18 protein-coding genes are annotated in these 22,851 nt (G+C 61.8%); 7 read left to right on the top strand and 11 right to left on the bottom strand.

What is annotated here, in order from left to right:
* Positions 1-10 precede the first annotated feature (10 nt).
* Positions 11-2,407 (bottom strand): phosphoenolpyruvate synthase, encoded by a 2,397-nt coding sequence (gene ppsA / locus LC343_RS13930; protein ID WP_223477760.1) that lies wholly within the window; start codon positions 2,405-2,407, stop codon positions 11-13.
* Between the two features lie 125 nt (positions 2,408-2,532).
* Positions 2,533-2,847: a c-type cytochrome gene (locus tag LC343_RS13925; RefSeq protein WP_223477759.1), complete on the bottom strand. Its 315-nt coding sequence runs from the start codon at positions 2,845-2,847 to the stop codon at positions 2,533-2,535.
* 360 nt (positions 2,848-3,207) lie between these two features.
* Between LC343_RS13925 and LC343_RS13920 the strand changes: the two genes are divergently transcribed.
* From LC343_RS13920 to LC343_RS13905, 4 genes are all read left to right on the top strand, one after another.
* Positions 3,208-4,350 (top strand): NAD(P)H-dependent glycerol-3-phosphate dehydrogenase, encoded by a 1,143-nt coding sequence (locus LC343_RS13920; protein WP_223477758.1) that lies wholly within the window; start codon positions 3,208-3,210, stop codon positions 4,348-4,350.
* Positions 4,347-5,135, top strand: a complete 789-nt coding sequence (locus LC343_RS13915) for an HAD-IIB family hydrolase (protein WP_223477757.1) — start codon at positions 4,347-4,349, stop codon at positions 5,133-5,135. Before LC343_RS13920 ends, LC343_RS13915 begins: the two co-directional genes overlap by 4 nt.
* The gene (ggpS, locus tag LC343_RS13910; RefSeq protein ID WP_223477756.1) at positions 5,135-6,658 is read left to right on the top strand and encodes a glucosylglycerol-phosphate synthase; all 1,524 of its coding nucleotides are present in this window, start codon (positions 5,135-5,137) and stop codon (positions 6,656-6,658) included. Before LC343_RS13915 ends, ggpS begins: the two co-directional genes overlap by 1 nt.
* A 61-nt stretch (positions 6,659-6,719) precedes the next feature.
* Positions 6,720-7,940 (top strand): glycosyltransferase family 87 protein, encoded by a 1,221-nt coding sequence (locus LC343_RS13905; RefSeq protein WP_223477755.1) that lies wholly within the window; start codon positions 6,720-6,722, stop codon positions 7,938-7,940.
* Between the two features lie 46 nt (positions 7,941-7,986).
* Here LC343_RS13905 and LC343_RS13900 read toward each other — a convergent pair whose 3' ends face one another.
* The 4 genes from LC343_RS13900 to LC343_RS13885 all read right to left on the bottom strand — a co-directional run bounded on the left by LC343_RS13900 (position 7,987) and on the right by LC343_RS13885 (position 12,743).
* Positions 7,987-9,057, bottom strand: coding sequence for a BMP family ABC transporter substrate-binding protein (locus tag LC343_RS13900; RefSeq protein ID WP_428982556.1), 1,071 nt, complete (start codon positions 9,055-9,057; stop codon positions 7,987-7,989).
* A 72-nt stretch (positions 9,058-9,129) separates the two neighbouring features.
* Entirely contained in the window at positions 9,130-10,056 is a 927-nt protein-coding gene (locus LC343_RS13895; protein ID WP_223477754.1) for an ABC transporter permease, read from the bottom strand.
* A gap of 12 nt (positions 10,057-10,068) precedes the next feature.
* Positions 10,069-11,145, bottom strand: a complete 1,077-nt coding sequence (locus LC343_RS13890; protein ID WP_223477753.1) for an ABC transporter permease — start codon at positions 11,143-11,145, stop codon at positions 10,069-10,071.
* Positions 11,145-12,743, bottom strand: coding sequence for an ABC transporter ATP-binding protein (locus LC343_RS13885; protein WP_223477752.1), 1,599 nt, complete (start codon positions 12,741-12,743; stop codon positions 11,145-11,147). Before LC343_RS13885 ends, LC343_RS13890 begins: the two co-directional genes overlap by 1 nt.
* Before the next feature lie 230 nt (positions 12,744-12,973).
* On the opposite strand from LC343_RS13885, the gene LC343_RS13880 reads away from it, so the two are divergent.
* A complete protein-coding gene (locus LC343_RS13880) occupies positions 12,974-14,209 on the top strand; it encodes a UbiH/UbiF family hydroxylase (RefSeq protein ID WP_223477751.1) in 1,236 nt (411 codons plus the stop codon).
* Here LC343_RS13880 and LC343_RS13875 read toward each other — a convergent pair.
* On the bottom strand, positions 14,169-15,137 hold the full coding sequence (locus LC343_RS13875; protein ID WP_223477750.1) for an AEC family transporter: 969 nt from the start codon (positions 15,135-15,137) through the stop codon (positions 14,169-14,171). The genes LC343_RS13880 and LC343_RS13875 overlap by 41 nt on opposite strands.
* 121 nt (positions 15,138-15,258) lie before the next feature.
* Here LC343_RS13875 and hspQ point away from each other — a divergent pair, with 121 nt between their 5' ends.
* Entirely contained in the window at positions 15,259-15,606 is a 348-nt protein-coding gene (hspQ, locus tag LC343_RS13870; RefSeq protein ID WP_223477749.1) for a heat shock protein HspQ, read from the top strand.
* A gap of 3 nt (positions 15,607-15,609) precedes the next feature.
* Here the strand turns inward: hspQ and LC343_RS13865 are convergent, their stop codons facing one another.
* Together LC343_RS13865 and LC343_RS13860 are read right to left on the bottom strand one after the other, a co-directional pair.
* Positions 15,610-16,272, bottom strand: coding sequence for a DsbA family oxidoreductase (locus LC343_RS13865; RefSeq protein ID WP_223477748.1), 663 nt, complete (start codon positions 16,270-16,272; stop codon positions 15,610-15,612).
* The gene (locus LC343_RS13860; protein WP_428982555.1) at positions 16,269-18,083 is read right to left on the bottom strand and encodes an extracellular solute-binding protein; all 1,815 of its coding nucleotides are present in this window, start codon (positions 18,081-18,083) and stop codon (positions 16,269-16,271) included. The genes LC343_RS13865 and LC343_RS13860 overlap by 4 nt, the downstream gene beginning before the upstream one ends.
* Positions 18,084-18,306: 223 nt before the next feature.
* On the opposite strand from LC343_RS13860, the gene LC343_RS13855 reads away from it, so the two are divergent.
* Positions 18,307-18,921, top strand: a complete 615-nt coding sequence (locus LC343_RS13855; RefSeq protein WP_223477747.1) for an invasion associated locus B family protein — start codon at positions 18,307-18,309, stop codon at positions 18,919-18,921.
* 66 nt (positions 18,922-18,987) lie between these two features.
* On the opposite strand, the gene mfd is transcribed toward LC343_RS13855, so the two are convergent.
* A complete protein-coding gene (gene mfd / locus LC343_RS13850) occupies positions 18,988-22,515 on the bottom strand; it encodes a transcription-repair coupling factor (RefSeq protein WP_223477746.1) in 3,528 nt (1,175 codons plus the stop codon).
* The gene (locus tag LC343_RS13845; RefSeq protein WP_223478089.1) at positions 22,512-22,802 is read right to left on the bottom strand and encodes an FAD assembly factor SdhE; all 291 of its coding nucleotides are present in this window, start codon (positions 22,800-22,802) and stop codon (positions 22,512-22,514) included. The genes mfd and LC343_RS13845 overlap by 4 nt, the downstream gene beginning before the upstream one ends.
* Positions 22,803-22,851 lie beyond the last annotated feature (49 nt).

The following is a 22,851-nucleotide window of genomic DNA, read 5'->3' as shown; positions in this document are numbered from 1 at the left end:
GCCGGGTCCGTCAGGCGCCACCCTTCTTTCGGGCCGCCTCGGCCTCGGCGACCTGCTTCTTGACGGCGATGAAGCTGTCCGGCGTCACGGAAATCGTATCGATCCCGCAATCAACCAGGAACTGCGCGAATTCCGGATGATCGCTCGGCGCCTGGCCGCACAAGCCGACCTTTGCGCCGGCTGCGTGGGCTTCGCGGATGACGCTCGAGATCATCCATTTGACCGCCTCGTCCTGTTCGTCGAACAGCCCCGACAAGCGGTCGGAATCGCGATCGACCCCCAGTGTCAGCTGGGTGAGGTCGTTGGAGCCGATGGAGAAGCCGTCGAACCGGGTCGCGAATTCCTTGGCGAGAATGACGTTGGACGGGATCTCGCACATCACATAGACGAGAAGCCCGTTCTCGCCGCGTTTCAGGCCGTTTTCGGCCATCACTTCCAGCACCTTGTCGGCCTCGCCGACGGACCGGCAGAACGGGATCATCATGACGACGTTGTCGAAGCCCATCTCGTTGCGCAACCGGGCCATGGCCTGGCATTCCAGCGCGAAGCCGGGCCGATAGGCCTCCGAATAGTAACGGGACGCGCCGCGGAACCCGATCATCGGGTTTTCCTCTTTCGGTTCGAAACCCGCGCCGCCGAGAAGACCGGCATATTCGTTCGTCTTGAAGTCGCTCATGCGCACGATGACGGGTTTCGGATAGACCGTCGCGGCGATGCGGGCGAGCCCGCGTGCGAGCTTGTCGACGAAATATTCAGACTTGTCGTCATAGTCGCGCGTCAGGACTTCGATCTTTTCGCGCGTTTCCTCGTCGGTGATCTGATCGAAATGGATCAGCGCCATCGGGTGAACCTGGATCTGGTTGTTGATGACGAATTCCATGCGCGCGAGGCCGACGCCCTCCGACGGAATCTGCCACCAGCGGAAGGCCGATCCCGGATTGGCGAGGTTGAGCATGACGCGGGTTTCGGTCTGGGGAATGTCGGAGAGGGATTCGGTCTTTTCCTCGTATTCCGCATAACCCTCGTAGACGAAGCCTTCGTCGCCCTCGGCGCAGGAGATCGTCACCTCCTGTTCGGAATGCAGGACATGCGTCGCCTCACCGGTTCCGACAACTGCCGGAACACCGAGTTCGCGGCTGACAATGGCCGCATGCGAGGTCCGTCCGCCGTGATCGGTGATGATTCCCGCGGCACGCTTCATGATCGGCACCCAGTCCGGATCGGTCGTGCCGGTCACGAGGATGGAGCCGTCCGCGAACTTGTCGATATCGGCCACGTCCTCGATCAGGCAGAGCCGTCCGGCGATGACGGATCCGCCGATCGACAGGCCCTTGGTGAGCACCTTGCCCTTTTTCTTGATTTCGTAGGACTTGAAGGACGACTGGTCGCGTTGCGCCTGAACGGTTTCGGGACGGGCCTGGACGATGAAGAGCTCGCCCGTCTCGCCGTCCTTTGCCCATTCCATGTCCATCGGGCAGCCATAATGGGTTTCGATGATTGAGGCCCAGCGGGCGAGCGTCAGGATCTCGTCGTCGTCGATCACATAGGCGGCGCGCTCGGCCTTGGAGGTCGGAACGTTGCGCGTCTTCTCGGCGCCTTCCGAGTAGATCATCTTGATCCCCTTGGCGCCGACCTTCTTTTCGACGATCGGTTTGAATTTGCCGCCCTCGAGGAGAGGTTTGAAGATGACGAACTCGTCCGGATCGACCGCGCCCTGCACGACGTTTTCGCCGAGGCCCCAGGCGGCGTTGATGACGACGACCTTGTCGAAACCGGTCTCGGTGTCGATCGAGAACATCACGCCGGAGCCGCCCTTGTCGGATCGCACCATCTGTTGCACGCCGATGGAAAGCGCGACCTGGAGGTGGTCGAAGCCCTTGACCTGCCGGTAGCTGATCGCGCGGTCGGTGAACAGCGACGCGAAGCAGCGCTTGCAGGAGTCGAGCAACTCGCGCTCGCCCTTGACGTTGAGATAGGTTTCCTGCTGGCCGGCGAAACTGGCGTCGGGCAAATCCTCCGCGGTCGCACTGGACCGCACGGCGACATCGACTTCGTCGCGGCCGGCTTTTTTCGACATGTTGGCGTAGAAGTCACCGATCTCCGCCGCCAGTGCCTCGGGCCATTTGCCGCGCAGGATCATCTTTCGGACAGCGGCACCCGTTTCGGCGAGTGTTGCGTGACCTTCCTCGTAGTCCCGCATGGCGTCCGCGATGCCTGACTTGAGATCGTTGGCCTCCAGGAACTGCCAATATGCTTCCGACGTGGTTGCGAAACCGGTCGGAACGGCGATGCCCTTCGATCCGAGCTGGTTGAGCATCTCGCCAAGCGATGCGTTCTTGCCGCCAACACGCGGTACGTCCTTGCGGCTGGCGTCTTCGAGCCAGATTACAGTCTCGGAATCGGTCATTGGTGGGGTCCCTCCGCTTAAAACAAGATTGCCCAAATACAATCAGCAGGCGAAGTGGTCCGCATTGACTGACATCAAGGCCATGCCGCGCCTTTCGTCATTGGGCGGAGCAATTACCGGCTTGGTCAGCGTTGCTCTTCTTGCAGTGCCATAAGCCACGCGACGACATCCGCTTTCTCGTTGTCGAAAAGCCTGTATGTCGTCATCGGAAAGTGGTCCTCGTTCAGGAACTGCGTGAAATACGCCTCATCGCGTCCCTGGCGGCGGACGATGTCCTCGAAACGCGGCGCCATTACCGGATCGGGCGTGTCCGAGGCGCGCAGATGACACAAACGGCACCATTGCTCGACCACGGCCTCTCCGCGCGTTACCGCGTCGTCGGCCTTGGCGGGCGAAATAAGGGCAATTCCGACAAGCAGGACGGTCAGGTGCCGAATCATGGATTCCTCCTTTTGGATGCAGGATTCCGGATTTAGTCGTCATGCAGCCTATTCGGCGATGACAATCGTCAAGTCGCAATTCCCATGTGGCTTCAAGCAGTTCGCGGAGAATCACCGGCACACAGGGAACGTTTTTCGGCCCAAGCGGTTGATATTATTGATGAGCAAGTTATGTCTAAGGGTATGAGTGTGCACTGCACAATTTCATTTGGCTATCACCCGACCCCAACCGGTCCGGGTCTCTCCGGCGAAATACCCGCGCCGCGCCCGCCTGGCAAATCACTCTGATACAGCCGCGCGATCAGGGCCGAAATCGAATTGTCCGCCCTGTCTATTCGAACCCGATCCGAACGGAACAACATGACCATACCTCTGGACGACAGACAGTCCGTCATCGACGAAACACGCCCCTATCACACCATCGCCGTCATCGGCGGCGGCGCGTGGGGAACTGCTCTTGCGGCGGTCGCAAAGCGTGCGGGCCGCAACGTGACGATGTGGGCGCGTGATGCCGATCTCTGCACCACGATCAACGACACAGCCCTCAACGAAAAATACCTGCCGAACATCGCGCTTCCGGAAGGAATCCGCGCGACGACGGATATGGGAGAGGCGCTGGCCGACGCCGACGCGGTCATGATCGTGACGCCGTCGCGCACGATCCGCCGCATCTGCCGCGCCATGGCGCCGCATCTCAAGGATGGTGTTCCGGTCGCGCTGTGCGCAAAGGGCATCGAAACCGGGACTGGACGGTTGCTCGCGGACGTCGCGGCGGAAGAATTGCCGCGTCACCCGGTCGGAGCGATCTCCGGCCCGACATTCGCCCACGAAACCGCCATGGCTTACCCAACGGCGGTGACGGTGGCGTTTCCCTTCTCGCATGAAGACAGGATCAGCCCGCGCGACAGCACGGCTGCGCGCTTCGCCGTTTCGCTGACCTCCGAAGCGTTCCGCCCCTACATCTCCGACGACCTGATCGGCGTCGAAATCGGCGGTGCGGTCAAGAATGTGATCGCGATTGCGTGTGGCATGATGACCGGCGCGGGCTTTGCCGAGAACACGCGTGCGGCGCTGATCGCGCGCGGCATGGACGAGATGAAGACGCTCGCTGAAGCGCTGGGCGGTCGTCGCGAGACCGTCACCGGGCTTTCGGGCGCCGGCGATCTGACCCTGACCTGTTCGAGCCAGACATCGCGAAACATGTCGCTCGGCATCCAGCTTGGCCAGGGCATTGAACGCGAAGACTGTTTCGAGGGGCGTCCGGTTGTCGTTGAGGGCGAAATCAACTCCGTATCGGTGATGGATCTTGCACGTCGCATCGGCGTGTCCATGCCGATCTGCGAGGCCGTTCACCGGGTGCTGCATGAAGGCGCCGGGCTTCGCGAGACATTCGCGGATCTCTGGGCGCAGCCGATCATGGCCGAGCCCAAGGCTTTGGAGATCACCATCGACCACCCGCTTCAGCCCAATTCCGTCGGACGTTTCAAGGAGCCCGCGGCATGACCAGACATGAACGTATCGAGCTGCCGGACCTGTCCGAGAGGGAGTTCGTCCTGGCGACCGATCTCGACGGTACTTTTCTCGGCGGAACCGAGGAAGACCGGCGGTTGCTCTATGACCTGATCGAAGAAAACCGGCCGACATTCGGCCTGATCTTCGTGACCGGACGCGATCCCGAATTCATTGCGGAACTCTGCGACGAACGCGGTGTGCCGTGGCCGGACTACGTGATCGGCGATGTCGGCACGACGATCGCCGAGGTCACGCCCGCCCGCGGCATTTCGCCGATCAAGCCTCTGGAGGAGGATATCGCCAGCCGCTGGAACAACAGCGGAGACAAGGTTCGCGAGATCCTCAAGGATCATCCGGGGCTGCAGTTGCAGCCGACGTCGTTTCGATACCGGGTGAGCTACGACCTCGATGCCGAGAACTACGACTCGCTCGCCGAGGCGATGGTCGCCGCGCTGAATCTCGATCACCTCATCTCCGACAACCGCTATTTCGACGTGTTGCCGAAAGGGGTCAGCAAAGGCCCTTCCCTGCGCCGACTGATCAACCATCTCGATATCGGCGAAAAACGGGTCCTGGCCGCGGGCGATACGTTGAACGACCTGTCGATGCTTTCCTGCGGGCTTCCCGCTGTCGCTGTCGGCGGCGCGGAAGATGCGCTGCTCGCCAAAGTCTCCGACCTCGATCACGTCTACACAGCATCCGCCATCGGCGCAGGCGGAATACTCGAAGCCATTGAGGCGCTCGATTTCCACCCGATACCGAAAGGACAAGAATAATGGCCTCTGATCTCGTCATCGTTTACCACCGCCAGCCCTATGAGGAGGCGGTCGAAGACGGAAAAACGGTGTTCCGCGAAAACAAGAGCCCCAACGGTATCGTTCCGACGCTGAAGAGCTTCTTCGGATATGTCGACAAGGGCGCGTGGATCGCCTGGAAGGAAGCGGAGGACCCCGCCAATCCTGAATTCGAGCGCACGATCGAAATCAGCGACAGCTTCGGAGACTACACCGTTTCCCGGCTTCCGCTGACGGCGCAGCAGGTGTCGAGCTTCTATCACGTCACGTCGAAAGAGGCGTTCTGGCCGATCCTTCACTCCTTCAAGGAGAAGTACAATTACGACCCGGTCGACTGGCCGACGTTCAGGGAAGTGAACTGGGCGTTCGCGGAGGCGGCCGCGGCCGAAGCCAATCCGGGCGCGGTGGTCTGGATCCACGACTACAATTTGTGGCTGGTGCCGGGTTACCTGCGCCAGTTGCGGCCCGATGTGCGCATCTCGTTCTTCCACCACACGCCCTTCCCGGCCCCGGACATTTTCAACGTGTTGCCGTGGCGCAAGGAAATCGTCGGCAGCCTGCTGTCGTGCGATGTCGTCGGCTTCCATATTCCGCGCTACTCGTCGAATTTCGTGCAGGTCGCGCGGTCGCTTTTCGAGGTGGATGTCACAAAGCGCGAGCACGTGCCCGACGAACTGATTTCTGACGGTACGGCGCTGGTCGAGCGCTCGGTTCCGACCGAAATCTCGCATAATGGCCGGAAACTGCTCGTCAGCGCCTGCCCGGTCGGTGTCGATGTCGATTATATCGGCGAACAGGCCGAAAGCCGGGAAACGGAAAAGAAGGTCGAGCGGATACGTCGCGAGATTGGCGATACCAAGCTGATCGTTTCGGTATCGCGCACCGACTACACCAAAGGCGGGATCGAACAGCTCGAGACCTACGAACGTCTTCTGGAACGGCGTCCCGAATTGCGCGGCAAGGTCCGGCTGATGCATGTCTCGGTCAGCGCCAACCGCGCAATGACCGCCTATGGCGAAATCCAGGGCGAGATCGAGCAGATTGCCGGCCGCATCAACGGCCGCTTCGGATCGCTGGAGTGGCAGCCGCTGGCCCTTATCTCCACGGCCATTCCGTTCAAGCACCTGACCGCCTACTACCGGGCGGCGGATATCGCCTGGATCACGCCGCTCGCCGACGGCATGAACATCGTGGCCAAGGAGTTCGTGGCTGCGCGCACCGATGAGGACGGCGTTCTCGTCCTGTCGGAATTCGCGGGTGCGGCGGTCGAAATGGCGGCTGCGGTCGTCACCAATCCGTTCTCGCACAAGTCGATGGACTCGGCGATCGACCAGGCTCTGTCGATGTCGGAGACCGAGAAGCGGCAGCGCATGCAGGCATTGCGCAAGACGATCCGCAAATACGACATCAAGGCCTGGGCGGATGAGCAGAGACGGCTTTTCGAAGCTTCGAAGACCCTGAACGGCGAACCGAGCCCGTCCGGTCACGTGCTTTCGGCAGCCTGAGAGGGTTAACCTCGCTTAAAACACGGCAGACTAGAATTGCGCGCCATGGAACGGAGCGAACATGGCGCGCATTCTTGACAGCTTACGCTCGGGCGACTGGCTGCAGCAGGACCGGCTTCGGGTCTATCCGCTGGTAATCGTCAGCGTCTCGATCATCGCGACCGCTTATGTCCTGTTCGCCCATGGCGGTGTTCTGCCCAATGGCTCTCCATTCGGCTCGGATTTCGTCAGCTTCTGGGTCGCCGCGCGAGAAGCGCTGTTGGGTCGTCCGGAGGTTCCGTATCTGGCCGCCGATTTTGCGCGGGCACAGGATGCGATATTCGGCGACGGAAATTTCTACGCCTTCTTCTATCCGCCGCATTACCTCGCCTATGTCCTGCCGTTCGGTTTGCTGCCCTACTACGCGGCGCTGGCGGCGTGGTTGGGTTTGGGGTTGCTCGCCGCGGTGTGGGTCATCACGGCGATTGCCGGGCGACGGCCGGAGGTCGTGCTTCTCGTCCTGGCCTTTCCCGCGACATTTCTGACAGTCGCGCATGGCCAGAATGCCTTCCTGTCCGCGGCGCTGTTTGGGGGCGCGCTGCTGTTACTCGACCGACGCCCCATCATCGCCGGTATCCTGTTCGGCCTTTTGACCTTCAAGCCGCAGCTGGGACTTCTGATCCCGCTTGCGCTTCTTGCCGGCGGCTATTGGCGTACGATCTTTTCGGCAATTGCAATGACGCTCGCCGTCGCCGCTTTATCGGCGCTGCTTTTCGGCGTGAACACATGGGCGTTGTTTATCGCCCAGGGTGCCGACGCGATGGCGACGCTGAGCAATGGATATGTCGAGTGGAGCAAGATGATCTCCACCTATGCGATGCTTCGCGTCGGCGGTTTGGCACATGTGCCGGCGATGGCGGTTCAGGCGTGCGTATCGGTCGCGGTCGCTTGCGTGGTTGTCTGGGCGTGGCGGCCGCGAAATGCCGTGGCGTTCGCGTTTCGCGCGGCCCTTCTCCTGACAGGCGCGTTGCTCGCGACCCCGTTCGGCCTCAACTATGACCTGTTCGTTCTGGCGCCGGCCATCGCATATGCGGCGGCCCTCGGCATGCGCCACGGTTTCGCGCCGTGGCTGAAATCCCTGCTGGCTTTCGCCTTTCTTTCGCCTGTCGTGATGCTCTGGCTGACGTCGCTCAAGATCGCCGTTGCGCCAGTCGTCCTTGCCTCTCTTTTCGTCCATTTCGCGGTTTTGGCCTTTGCGGGAACCACGCGTGGCCAGACCGCGCTACCGGCCGCGGCCGAATGAAAAAGGCGCCCGAAGGCGCCTTTCCCTATGCTCTTCAAAGAACCGCTTATTGCGGCAGCTGGTCGTCGACACCGGCAACGTAGAAGTTGAGGCCGAGAAGCGTGCCGATATCGGCCTGTTCGCCTTCGGCCAGCCATTCCGAGCCATCCTGCTTGGTGATCGGACCGGTGAAGGGCTCCAGTTCGCCACTGGTGATCGCGGCTTCGGTCTCTTCGGCCATCGCCTTCACATCGTCGGGCATGTTGGCATAGGGCGCCATGACGACGTTGCCGTCAGCCATGCCGTGCCAGACATCGACCGACTCGTAGGTGCCGTCCAGAAGCGCCTGGACGCGTTCGATATAGTATGGACCCCAATCGTCGACGATCGCCGTCAACTGGGTTTCAGGACCAAAATTGATCATGTCGGACGCCTGGCCGAAGGCCTTGATGCCACGCTCGGCCGCAACCTGCATCGGTGCTGTCGAGTCGGTGTGCTGGGTGATGATATCAACGCCCTGGTCGATCAGCGCCTTGGCGGCGTCGGCTTCCTTGCCCGGATCGAACCAGGTGTTGGCCCAGACCACCTTCACGGCGAAGTCCGGATTGACCGACTGTGCGCCGAGCATGAAGGAGTTGATGCCGCGCACGACTTCGGGGATCGGGAAGGACCCGATGTAGCCCGCCACGCCGGCTTCCGACATCTTCGCGGCGATCTGCCCCTGAACATAACGACCCTGGTAGAACTTGGAGTTATAGGTCGAGACATTCGGCGTCTCGCGCTTGTAGCCAGTGGCGTGTTCGAACTTCACGTCCGGGAACTTGGCCGCGACCTTGTTGGTCGCGTCCATGTAGCCGAAGGACGTCGTGAAGATGATGTTGCAGCCGGAGCGGGCAAAACGCTCGATCGCACGTTCCGCGTCAGCGCCTTCCGGCACGCTTTCGAGATAGGCGGTTTCGACCTTGTCGCCGAGCGCTTCCTCGAGCTCAAGCCGGCCCTGGTCGTGCTGGTATGACCAGCCGAAGTCGCCGATCGGGCCGACATAGATGAAACATGCCTTCACATCGGCCGCCTGGGCCTGCGCGGCCATGCCAAAAGAGGCGACGGCGGCGAGCATGAGTTTGGTTGTGTTACGCATAGAGATGCCTTCCTGTTTACGCGTGGAATGAATCGGTACGGTTCTGGTGCCGTGTTTATCCCGCCTGAATTCCTACCGTTCGGGCACGAACGGCTTGCCGAGCGATGCCGGCGTGTTGCGCATCGTCATCCGCCTGTTAGAGGAAATCAAGACAAGAACGACGATGGTCGCGAGATAGGGCAATGCCGAGAGGAACTGCGAGGGAATGGCGATTCCCTGCGCCTGGGCGTGGAACTGGGCGATGGTGACCGCGCCGAAGAGATAGGCCCCCGCGACGACCCGCCATGGCAACCATGACGCGAAGACGACGAGAGCCAGCGCAATCCAGCCGCGCCCCGCAGTCATGTTCTCTACCCATTGTGGCGTGTAGACCAGCGACAGCTGGCCTCCGGCAAGGCCGGCGCATGCGCCGCCGAACAGCACGGCGAGATATCGGATGCGAATGACGCGAATGCCGAGCGCGTGCGCGGAACCATGGCTGTCGCCGACTGCGCGCAAGGTCAGTCCTGCTCGCGTCCGGAATATGAACCACCAGACGCATATCGTCAGGAGGATCGATATGTAGAAGATCGGATCCTGCGCGAACAGGAATTTGCCGACCAGCGGTATCTCCGAAAGGCCCGGGATCACCCAGGACTGAAGCTTCAGACCCGGCGTTCCGATGAAGGATTCTCCGATCATGCCGGACAGGCCGAGCCCGAGAATGGTCAGCGACAGGCCGGTCGCGACCTGATTGGTCGCAAGGCTCAGCGTCAGAAACGCGAACAGCATCGAGAAAACCGCGCCCGCCACGATCGCGGCCAGCACACCGATCCATGGCGAGCCGGACAGCTGCGCGGCGGCGAAACCCGTCACGGCGCCCATGACCATCATGCCCTCGACACCGAGATTGAGCACGCCGGAGCGTTCGACGACGAGTTCACCAAGCGCCGCAATCAACAGCGGGGTCGCTGCGGTTGCGATGGTCAGGAGGATCGCTTCGGCCATTTCAAACGACATGATCGCCCTTCCCTATTCCGCCCTTGCCGGTCCGGCGATGCGGATCCGGTAGTGGATCAGCGTGTCGCAGGCCAGCACGCTGAATAGCAGGATGCCCTGGAACACGTTCGACACCTTGTTGGAAACGCCAAGCGTGATCTGCGCCGCCTCGCCGCCGAGATAGGACAGGGCGAGCACGAGACCGGCCGCCACGATGCCCAGCGGGTTGAGCCGGCCGAGAAACGCGACGATGATCGCGGTGAAGCCATATCCGGGCGAAATCACCGGCCGCAGCTGGCCGATCGCGCCCGAGACCTCGCTGATGCCTGCAAGACCGGCGAGTGCGCCGGCGATCAGGAAGGTGGTGATGACCGTCGTGGTATAGGAAAATCCGGCGAAACGTCCGGCGCGCGGGCTCTGCCCCAGAACACGGATCTCGAAGCCCTTCAGTGTCCGGTTGAGCGTGAACCACACGACGAGCGCGGCGATGATCGCGAAAACGAAGCCGTAATGCGCGCGCCCGGACGAAGACATGATTTCCGGCAGGATGGCATCGGCGTGGAAATTCCGGCTCTCCGGGAAGTTGAAGCCTTCCGGGTTGCGCCACGGACCGCGCACCAGCCAGTCGAGGAAAAGCTGCGCCACGTAAACGAGCATCAGGCTCGAAAGGATTTCGTTGGTGTTGAAACGGGCCTTGAGCACGGCCGGGATCGCCGCATAGGCCATGCCGCCGAGCATGCCCATGATCAGCATTGCCGGCAGGACCAGCGGTCCCTGAAAATCCGGCGCCAGGATCGGCAAGGCCGACCCGGCGATCGCGCCCATGATGAACTGACCTTCCGCACCGATATTCCAATTGTTCGACAGGAAGCAGACCGACAGGCCCACCGCGATCAGGATCAGAGGCGCGGCCTTGATCAGCAATTCGTGGATCGACCACACCTCGGTCAGGGGCTCGATGAAATAGGAATAGAGCGCCAGATGCGGCGCTTTGCCGAGAAGCGCGAACATGACCGCGCCGAGCGCGGCGGTGATCGCCAACGCGAGCAGCGGCGACAGGGCGCTGTAGAGTGCCGAAGGATTGGGGCGTCGCACGAGTTCGATACGCATTACTCTTGCCCCGCCTCCATCGTCGCGACCCGCTCCTCGTGGTGTTTCTCGGGTGTCGCCCCGCCCATCATCAGCCCCAGCGTCTCACGCGTCACCGTCTCCGCGGGTACGGTTTCCGACAATTCGCCATCGGACATCACGGCGATGCGGTCGGCGATTTCGAGCAATTCGTCGAGGTCCTGGCTGATCACCAGAACGCCGGCCCCGTTGCGCGCGAGGTCGATGATTTCCTGGCGAATGCGCGCCGCGGCGCCCGCATCGACGCCCCAGGTTGGCTGGTTCGCGATCAGCAAGGCCGGGGACCGGTCGAACTCCCGCCCGAGAATGACCTTCTGCAGATTGCCGCCAGACAATGAACTGGCCGCCGGATCATAGCCGGATTTTCGCACATCGAGCGCTTTGACGATGCGTTCCAGCGTCTTGGTCAGCGCGCCGCGGCGGATCGTCCCAAGCGGGCCGATATAGGCCTTCCGGTCGGATGCGTGCCGGCTGAGCAGCAGGTTTTCCGAGAGCGAGAAGCTGGGCACGGCGCCGTGACCAAGACGTTCCTCCGGCGAGAATGCCGCGCCGATCCGGCGACGGCCGCTCGGGCCAAGGCGTCCGGCTTCATTGCCGCGGATCATGACACGGCTGCCCTTGTCCTGCAGCCTTTCGCCGCTGATCGCCTCGAAGAATTCGGATTGGCCGTTTCCGGCGATCCCGGCGATGCCGACGACTTCGCCCGGCCGGACCGACAGCGTGATGCCGGACAAGGGAACGGAGAATGGACTGCTTGCCGGCTGACTCAGCCCGTCGATCACCATGACCGGCTCTTCACTGCTCGGGCCTGCCGAAATTTCGCTTCGCTCGATACTGTGGATGTCCTCGCCTACCATCATCGCGGCAAGGCTCTTGGCGGTCTCGTCTCGCGGATTGCAGTGCCCGACCACCTTGCCGTGGCGCAGGACGGTGGCGCGGTCGCAGATGCGCTGCACCTCCTCGAGACGGTGCGAGATGTAGAGGATCGACTTGCCCTCCGCGCGCAGCTTGTCGAGCGTCGCGAACAGTTTCTCGGCTTCCTGGGGTGTGAGCACGGAGGTCGGTTCGTCGAGAATGATCAGTTCTGGTTGCTGCAGGAGGCAGCGCACGATCTCGATTCGCTGGCGTTCGCCGACCGACAATTCGCCAACCAGCCTGTCGGGATGAATCGGAAGCCCGTATTCGTGCGAGACACGCGTCGCTTCCGCCGCGATTTTCGACAAGGTGACGTCACCGCCCAGAGACAGCGCGATGTTCTCGGCGGCGCTCAGGGATTCGAACAGCGAGAAATGCTGGAACACCATGCCGATGCCGAGCGCCCTCGCCTGCATCGGGTTGGTGATGGAAACCGCGCTGTCGCGCCAGTAGATCGTGCCGCCGTCGGGTTGCAAGGATCCGAACAGCATCTTGACCAACGTCGATTTGCCGGCCCCGTTTTCTCCGAGCAAAGCGTGGATTTCACCGGGTACGATATCGAAATCGACGCCGTCATTGGCCTTGAGCGTACCGAAAATCTTGGTGATACCCTCCACTTTCAGGAGAGTTTCCGACGCGACCTTCTTGCCCCCGGCATCCGTCAATACATTTTACCCGCTGATAAAATCTTGCAATTCGAAACTAAGCGCATTCCGGCGAAGCAAGCAAATGCGAAAAGATCGAATCCCGTTGTTTTTCCGGGATTTCCATAATTTGAATTCGGATCGTGCGTGCGGTGCATCAATTGGTCTCGGGCGAAATCGCGCTTGACACTGGACACACGCGCAGACCTCCGCCACATGACTCTCATCTGTATACCCGAAAGGAAAAGCCCATGATCGAGTGCGATATCGTTGTCGTCGGTGGCGGACCGGCAGGCATGGCGGCGGCTTTGCAGTCCGCGAAGTTCGGTTATTCGGTCGTTCTCGTTGCGCCTTCCGGCACTTTCATCGAGAGCGACGATCGCACGACCGCGTTGATGATGCCGGGGATCGATCTTCTGAAAGACATGGGCGCCTGGCCAAATCTGGAAAACGACGCCACGCCGATGAAGACGATGCGCATTCTCGATGGATCGCATCGCCTCGTGCGCGCGCCGACCGTGACTTTCCGGGCGCATGAAATCGACGAGCCGGCATTCGGATACAATATCGTCAATCGCGCGCTGAACGCCGCGCTGTCGGCCGTTATCGAGGATGTGCCGGCGATTCGGCAGATCGATTCCATGGCGAGCTCCGCGGCCTACGGGCCGGACGGGGCGACCGTTTCGCTTGCAAACGGCGAGACGGTCAACGCGAAGCTGGTCGTTGCCGCCGATGGCGTAAACTCCATCCTGCGCGAAAGCGCATCGATTGGCACGCGCAAGTGGAGCTATCCGCAAACGGCCGTTGTCCTGACATTCGCGCACACACGCGATCACGGCTTCACGTCGAGTGAATTCCATACGGAAACCGGGCCGTTCGCGCAGGTGCCGATGTCGGGCAAACATTCCAGCCTTGTCTGGGTGGTGCAGCCCGATGAGGCGGAGCGCCTCGCCTCCCTCGATGGCGATATACTCGCCGGGATGATCGAGACGCGCATGCAGTCGATGCTCGGCAAGGTCAGCGACGTCTCGAAGCCGCAGTGCTGGCCTCTGTCCGGCATGATCGCACATCGCTTCGGCGCAGAACGGCTCGTTCTTGTCGGCCAGACGGCGCACATCTTCCCGCCGATCGGCGCACAGGGCCTCAATCTCTCGCTGCGGGACATCGACGATCTCGGCAAATGCCTCCAAAGCGCCGGGGTCGATCCGGGTTCGTCCGGCGTCACGGGACGCTACGACCGGATGCGGCGTGCTGACGTGACGACGCGGACCGGCACGGTCGATCTTCTCAACCGATCCCTCCTGACCGGGTTTCTCCCGGTGCAGTTGGCGCGCGCCGTCGGACTTGGCGCGATCGCGGCGATCCCGCCCTTGCGCAACATCGTCATGCGCGAAGGCATGGCGCCGGGCTACGGTTTGCGCAGCCTATTCGAGCGCGGCAAACGTCTCAGGGAAAGAGATCGGGCGGAAGCCAGCCATTCGTCATAGCAAACAGCAGCGCCGTCACGGTCGCGACCGAGGCGGTGGTGGTTATCAGGACCGAGGCGGAGGCGCGCTCGACCCACACGCCGTATTGCTGCGCGATCACGAAGACATTCGTTGCCGTCGGCAGCGCGGCGAGCAACACGCCGGAATAGACCCAGATCGGCGGGAAATTACCGATCCAGCTCAGCAGCAGGTAGACGATAATCGGATGGACCGCGAGCTTGATCGCGACGATGAAGACCATGTCCGAAGGTACGCGCCGCAACGGCCGTAGCGCCAGGGTCACGCCCATCGCGAAGAGCGCGCAGGGCGCGGCGGCATTGGCGAGATAGTTCAGCAGCGTCTGTATCGCGGCCGGGGGCTGGAACGAGACGACCGCCGCACCGACACCGACAATCGTCGACAGGATGAAAGGGTGAGTGAACACGCGCTTCACCACGCCGAACGCCAGTTGCAGCGGCGACTGGTGGCTCGCATCGCGGCCGGACAGAGCCATCATCAGCGGCGCCATCACGAAATGCAGCGTGTTGTCGAAACAGAACACAAGCGCCACCGGAACGACCGCGTCCTCACCGAACGCCAGAAGGGCCAATCCGGGTCCCATATAGCCGATATTGCCGTAGGCGGCCGCGAGCGCCTTGACCGTGCTTTCGGCGACATCGCCGCCGGAGCGCAGCACCGCGATCACGAACATCAGCGAGAAAACGATATAGGTCCCGAAGGTCGCGCCGAGCACAAAACGCCATTGTGCCAATTGCTCGACGGGCGTGCGCGACAGCAGATTGAAGAACAATGCGGGAAGCGCGACATAGATGATGAACGTGTTCATCCATCCGAGCGCGTCGAGGGGCTGACGGGTGATCCGCGCGGTGACGAACCCCAGAAGGATCAGGCCGAAAAACGGCAGTACCAGGCCGATGACGTTAGCCACTGTCCCCTTCCCCGCGCGGCGTCGAACCTCTGCACCTATTGGCGCATTTCCCCTTGGTCAAGCCATGCGATCCGGATTTCAAACCCTTGAATTTTCGGGCAATACAGCACAAATCATAGGCATGGAAAAACATTCTGCAAAAACGGTCACTGCGCGCTACGCGATCGGGGAGCTCGTGCGTCACCGCATGTACCCCTTTCGGGGCGTGATTTTCGACGTCGATCCCGAATTCGCCAATACCGAGGAATGGTATGAATCCATCCCGGAGGAATTGCGCCCGCGCAAGGACCAGCCGTTCTATCACCTGTTCGCCGAGAACGCGGACACGGAATATGTCGCCTATGTTTCGGAGCAGAACCTGCTGCCGGACGAATCCGGCGAGCCCGTTCGTCACCCTCAGGTCCCGGAGGTGTTCGACTGGCTTTCCGACGACCGGCGTTATGCGATCCGCGCCGGGCTGGAACATTAAAGACTAACCGGCGGCCGGCTCTGTTTCGGCCGCCAGTTGCCGGATGGCGTCGGCGATGGTCTTTGGATCCTGCGCGCCCATGATCGCGTATTTGTTCTGCAAAATGAAGCAAGGTACGCCCGTGACGCCCATCTGCTGGGCGAGCGCGATTTCACGCGTCACGGCCTCCCGGTCGGAATCCGACGCCAGCAGCGTTTCCACAATCGGGGTATCCATGCCGCATTCGCGCGCGACCTCGATCAGCACGGCATGATCGCCGATATTCGCGCCTTCGAGAAAATACAGTTCGAACAGTCTTTCCACGACGCGGCCCTGCACGCCGTCGCCCGCAGTCTGCGCCCAGCGGATCAGCCGATGGGCGTCCAGCGTGTTCGGCGATACCGCGATGGAGTCGAACCGGAAAGGAATCCCCACGCCCTGCCCGGCCTGTTCGATATTGCCATAGAGCTGGCGGGCGCGCTCGATCCCGCCGAACTTTTCCGCGAGATAGGTATCCCGATCCTTGCCCTCGGGCGGCAGGGTCGGATCGAGCTGGAACGGACGCCACGTGACGCCGACCTCGATATCGGGATCAAGCGTTTCGAGAGCCTGTTCGAACCGTTTCTTTCCGATATAGCACCATGGGCACATCACGTCGGAAACGATATCGATCGCGATACGAGTCACTTCTCTGACCACCAGACCGGAAGTTGGTATCCGTAGAGCGGCGTTTTCTCCGGGTATTTGATGTGCGCCCAATGAGCGACCCAGGATTCGCGAATATGATAGAGCGGGATCACGTAGTGACCGGAAATGAGTATCCGGTCCAAAGCCCGCACGGCGGCTGCGAAATCCTCGCGTTCGCGGGCGTTGACCAGCGCATCGATCATTGCGTCGATTGCCGGATCGGATGCGCCGGCATAGTTGAACGTTCCCTCGACATCGCGTGAACGCGACCCCCAGCGCCAGATCTGTTCCGCGCCCGGCGAAAGCGACGAGGACAGCGAGGCGGCGGTCATGTCGTAGTCGTAGGTCTGGCGGCGTTTCTGAAACTGTGCGTCATCGACGGTTCTCACCGAAACATCGATTCCGAGCGTATCGGCGGTGCGCTTGTAGGCGAGCGCCATTTTCTCCTCGTCCAGATTCGACGTCATGATCTCGAAGGAAAGCTGTTTGCCGTCCTTCATCAATTTGCCGTCGGATATGGCGTATCCGGCCTCGCCCAGTTTCTCGAGCGCCGCACGCATGACGGAGCGGTCGCGGCCGGACCCGTCGGTTTCGACCGGCGTATAGGTTCCGTCCATGACCTCGGGCAGCACAGCGTCGGGATAGGGTTCGAGCAGCGCCTTTTCGCGTTCGTCGGCTGGACGGCCGAGCGCGGACAATTCATCGGAATTCTGCCAGTAGGAACCGGTTCTCGTGTAACGATCGCCGAAGAGGTTCTTGTTCACCCACTCGAAGTCGAACAGCATCGCCAGCGCTTCGCGGACCTTGGGATCGGCGAACTGCTCGCGGCGCGTGTTGAAGAAGAAACCGAGCATGGATTCCGGCCGGTTCGATACGAAGGACGCCTTCTTGATCCGTCCGTCCTCGACGGCCGGGAAGTCATAGGCTGTTTCCCATTTTACCGGATCGCTTTCGGGGTAAATGTCGAAGACCCCCTTCTTGAAGGCCTCGAACAGCGCCGTCTGGTCGCGGAAATACTCCACCGTGACGCTATCGTAGTTGTCGAAGCCGCGCTTCGACGGGATATCCTTTGCCCAGTAGTCGGGATTGCGCTTGTAGGTAATGCGCGTTCCCGGCTCGATACTGTCGACCAGATAGGGACCGCTGCCCACCGGCGGCGTCAGTGTCGATTGTTCGAACGTCTCGACATTCGTCGCGTGCTTGGGAAGCACGGGTGTCAGCATGACAAGCAGCGGAAATTCGCGGTCGGCGTTCTCGTTGAAGGTGAATTTGACCTTGAGGTCGCCGGTTTTCTCGATCTTGTCGATATTGTTCATCCTGCGATTGTAGGGAGGACGTCCCTTCTCGGTCAGGATTTCATAGGTAAAGATCACGTCTTCGGGCGTTATCGGAACGCCGTCCGACCACTTGGCGTCGGGGTTGATCGAGAACTCGGCCCATGTGCGTTCCTCGTCCATATCGACCGTTTCGGCGATCAGGCCGTACATGGTGAAGGGCTCGTCGCGCGAACGCAGCATCAATGATTCGAAAACCAGATTGCCGAATTCGGGATCCCAGATGCCGCGTGCGGTCGTTCGCATGCTTGAAAGGACGAAGGGGTTGAGACTGTCGAATGTGCCGCGAACACCGTATTTGACCGAGCCGCCCTTCGGCGCGTCGGGATTGGCATAAGGGAAATGCGTGTAATCGGATGGCAGAGCGGGTTCGCCGTGCATGGCGACGCCATGGGAGGGCTCGGCCTGCGCGCCCGTTGCAAAGGCAAGCGCGAGTGCTACGGCCGCGCCGATGCTCTTCCTGATATGAAACCGCATTCAATGTCCTCCATCGTGTGCCGATCGCAGAATCGAAACCTATCACGGGCTCGTCGCAAATTCAGCATAAGCAGGGAAATTGAAAGGAAATGCGGCGCGGGGCTGGAATTGCCGCCGGTGCGTGTGTATCACACCGCGAAATCGGGCACGTCATGGTGTAGCCGCAATTGAATACCACCGGTTCGCCCTATCGAATTATGCACCGCAAAGAGGACGCAGCTTCATGCGCACCAGTTTCAGCAAATCCATTGCCATCATGATCTCCGCCGGCATTGCCGCCGCAGGTTTCGTTTCCAGCGCTTCGGCACAGCAGCAGGCCCCTCAGGGCTGGTTCAAGGTCTGCAGCAAGCAGGAAGACAACGATATCTGCAACGTGCAGAACATCCGCACGGCCAATACCGGCCAGTTGCTTACCGCCGTGAACCTGATCCAGATCACCGGCAAGGTGAACCGCGCCATCTTCCAGATCGCCGTGCCCACCGGCCGCATCATCCCGGCTGGCATCGGCATGCAGATCGACGGCGGCCAGGCCCAGAAGATCGACTATGCGATGTGCCTGCCCGATCGTTGCATCGCCGAGGCTCCCCTCACCGAGGCGCTGGTCGCTTCGCTGAAGAAGGGCGGCGAGATGTCGCTGACTTCGATCAACTTCCGCAACCAGCCGAACCCGATCAAGATTTCGCTTAGCGGTTTCACCAACGCTTTCGACGGCGAGCCGCTGAAGCAGTCGGAAGTCGAAAGCCGCCAGCAGCAGTTGCAGGAAGCGATCGAAAAGCGCCGGGAAGACTTCCAGAAGCGCCTTCTCGAAGAGCAGGAAAAGGCCAAGCAGGGCAACTGATCCTGCCGCAAAGATCCGAGATGCATGACGGGGCCGCGAGGCCCCGTTTTCTTTTGCGCTGAATATTTACGCCGGCTTGGCGTTTGCCGCATCGGCGAGCTTGGCCAGCTTGGTCGCGAGCACGGCGCTGCCTGTCAGGCGTTTCGCCGGCGTCGGCCAATCCCGTGTGAACAGGAGCGACTGGTCGGGCCGTATCTTCGCAAGCGAGCCTTGTTCGCCGATATAGCCGATGAGGCCCGCCGGATCGGCAAACTCCTTGTTGCGGAACTGGATGACAGCGCCCTTCGGTCCGGCGTCGAGCTTCTCGATATTCGCCTTGCGGCACAGCGCCTTGATGTAGACGACCTTGAGCAGGTGCTCGACTTCCTCGGGCAGCGGGCCGAAACGGTCGGCCAGTTCCGCGCCGAATGAATCGATGTCGGACACTTCTTCCAGTTCCCCCAGCCTGCGATAGAGCGACAGGCGCAGTTGCAGGTCGCCGACATAGCTCTCCGGGATCATGACGGAGGTGCCGACCGCGATCTGCGGCGACCACTGGCCATGGTCGTCCACGGCCTCGCCCTTCATCTCCAGCACCGCTTCTTCCAGCATCTGCTGGTAGAGCTCGAAGCCGACCTCCTTGATATGACCGGACTGTTCCTCTCCGAGGAGGTTTCCGCCACCGCGAATGTCCAGATCGTGACTGGCGAGCTGGAAGCCTGCGCCGAGCGAATCGAGCGACTGCAGTACCTTCAGCCGGCGTTCGGCCGTCTTGGTGAGCATCTTGTTTGCGGGCAAGGTAAGCAGCGCATAGGCGCGCAGCTTGGACCGGCCGACGCGGCCTCGTATCTGGTAGAGCTGGGCGAGACCGAACATGTCGGCGCGGTGGACGACCATGGTGTTGGCAGTCGGGATGTCGAGCCCGGATTCGACGATGGTGGTCGACAGCAGCACGTCATAACTGCCGTCGTAGAAGGCGTTCATCGTGTCGTCGAGCTCACCCGGCGCCATCTGGCCGTGCGCGACGGCGACCTTCAGTTCCGGCACGTGTTCGTCAAGGAACGCCTTCACCTCGGCAAGGTCCGAAATTCTCGGACACACATAGAAGCTCTGTCCGCCGCGATAGCGCTCGCGCAGCAGGGTTTCGCGGATCACCAGCGGATCGAAAGGCGAGACGAACGTCCGCACCGCGAGGCGGTCCACCGGCGGCGTGGAAATGAGCGACAATTCGCGAACGCCGGTCAGCGCCAGTTGCAGCGTGCGCGGGATCGGTGTCGCGGTCAGCGTCAGCACGTGCACGTCGGATTTCAGCTCCTTGAGCCGTTCCTTGTGCTTGACGCCGAAATGCTGCTCTTCGTCGATGATCAGCAGTCCGAGATTCTTGAATCCGATGCTCTGGCTCAGCAGCGCATGCGTTCCGACGACGATATCGACGCTGCCATCCGCGATACCTTTCTTCGCCTCGTTCAGGGCCTTCGGGCCGGCAAGGCGAGACGCATGCGCGATATTGATCGGCAGGCCGCGGAACCGCTCGGAAAAGGAGCGGAAATGCTGGCGGGCCAGCAAGGTGGTCGGGACCACGACGGCGACCTGCAACCCGTTCAGCGCGGCAATGAAGGCCGCACGAATGGCAACTTCCGTCTTGCCGAAGCCGACATCGCCGCACACCAGCCGGTCCATCGGCCGCCCGGCGACAAGATCGCCCACGACGGCGTCGATCGCCGAAAGCTGGTCCTCGGTCTCGTCATAGGGAAAACGCGCCGCGAACTCGTCATAGAGCCCTTCGGGCGGGCGCAGTGCGGGAGCGGTTCGCGTCTCGCGTGCGGCAGCGATCTTTATCAGCTGGTCCGCCATGTCGAGCAGGCGCTTCTTCAGCTTCGCCTTGCGCGCCTGCCATGCGCCGCCACCGAGCCGGTCGAGCACGGCCCCGCTCGCGTCCGAGCCGTAACGAGACAGCAGTTCGATATTCTCGACCGGGAGAAACAGCCGGCCCTCGTCCGCATAGACGATCTCCAGGCAGTCATGCGGTGCCCCGACGGCCTCGATGGTCCGCAGTCCGACGAACTTGCCGATTCCATGGTCGACATGGACGACGATATCGCCGGCAGCGAGCGCCGATGCCTCGGAGATGAAGTCGGATGCCTTGCGCTTGCGGCGATGGCGGACCAGCCGGTCGCCGAGAATGTCCTGTTCCGCGACAAGCGCGAAATCGGCTGTCTGGAAACCATGTTCGATGGACAGCACTGCAGCCGGTATCTTCGTCCGGTTGAGCGCCATCGCGACGCCCGCGCCGCTGACGGTTTCGATCCCGCCGAGCGAGTGTTCCTCGAGAATCTGGATCAGGCGGGCCAGCGATCCTTCGCTCCAGCCGGCGAGAAACACCTTCTTCTTGTCGGCGCGCAGCCCGGCGATATGGCGCGCGGCCATCTCGAAGACGTTGGTATCTTTCTCGGCACGTTCGAGAGAGAAATTGCGTCCGGCGGCAATGCCCAGATCGAAGACCGCGACATCCGACATTTCGGGTACGCCGAATGGCGACAGGTCCACCGTCAGGCGGGTTCGCGCGCGTTCGAGGACTTCGTCGGGCGTCAGGTAGAGCGCGTCCGGCGGAAGCGGCTTGTAGGGAACGCCGTCACCGCCCAGCACGCCCTCGGATTGCCCCATGCGCGCATCGTAATGATCCTCGATCATGGTGCGACGCTCGGACAATGCCTCACGCGTCAGGTGCTCCATGAGAACGGGCGCATCCGGCAGGCACTCGAAGATTGTCGTCAATTCCTTGTGGAAGAGCGGCAACCAGTGTTCCATGCCCGCGAAACGCTGCTGGCTGGTGATCGAGGCATAGAGCGCGTCATCGCGGGTCGGTGCGCCGAATGTCGAGAGATAGCCCTGGCGGAAGCGGGCGACGCTGTCTGCCGTCAGCGAAATCTCGCTGGCCGGCTGCAGCACGAACTCGTTTCTCTGTTCCGTGGTCCGTTGCGTTGCTGGATCGAAGGCGCGAACGGTCTCCAGCGTGTCGCCGAAAAAGTCCAGCCGGATGGCTTCCGGCGTTCCCGGCGCGAAGATATCGAGTATCCCGCCGCGCACGGCATATTCGCCGACCTCGCGAACGGTCGGAACACGCTCGAACCCCGCTGACGCCAGTGTCGCGGATATGTCGTCCATGCGAATGTTCTGGCCGGGTTTCGCGATGATCGTCTCGGCCGAAATGTCTTCTGCGCGGGGCATGCGCTGGAGGACGGCGTTGACCGTGGTCAGAATAACGGCCGGCGCCGGGTTCCGCCGCAACGCGGCGAGGCGGTTCATTGCCGCAAGCCGGCGCGCGGAGACATCCGATCCGGGCGACACGCGGTCATATGGCAGGCAGTCCCAGGCGGGAAAGTCGATGATCTCGATGTCCGGCGCGATGAATGCGAAGACCTGCGCCCAGTCGGCGAGCCCCGAGCCGTCGCGTGCAACATAGATCAGCGGCCCGCCTTGCGCCGCCGCCTTGCCGGCAAGCGCGTTGACGACGAACGGTTCCGCGCCCGCGGCAACGCCGGAGAACACGACACGCCCGGCATCGGCCGGGATATCGGGTACGCCGATCCAGGATTTGCCCGCTTTGCCGCTCATGCCCGCGTGATCCCGTGATGGGCGCAGATCGCGCGAAACAACGGCGTGTCCTGCTCGGCGGGAACGGGCCCCTCGCCCGTGAACCATTTGAAGAGATCGCGATCGAGGACTTCGAGAAGCGATTCGAACGTGTCGAGGTCATCCGCGCCCATCGTGGCGACATGCGCGTCGGCATACTGGCCGAGCAGCAGGTCCATTTCCTTCATGCCGCGGTGCCACGCCCGAAATTTGGCGCGGCGGCGGCGGGAATCGAGTTGGGAGTTGGCATCCTGCGTGGACAAGGGCATGGCCGGACTTTTCGGGGTAAAGGAACGCGGGCCGGTATAACGCCGGTCA

It is taken from the genome of Oricola indica (genome assembly GCF_019966595.1).
In the GTDB taxonomy this organism is placed as follows: Bacteria; Pseudomonadota; Alphaproteobacteria; order Rhizobiales; family Rhizobiaceae; genus Oricola; species Oricola indica.
Note: the sequence above shows the minus strand (reverse complement) of the source record. Positions and strands in the feature narration are given on the sequence as shown.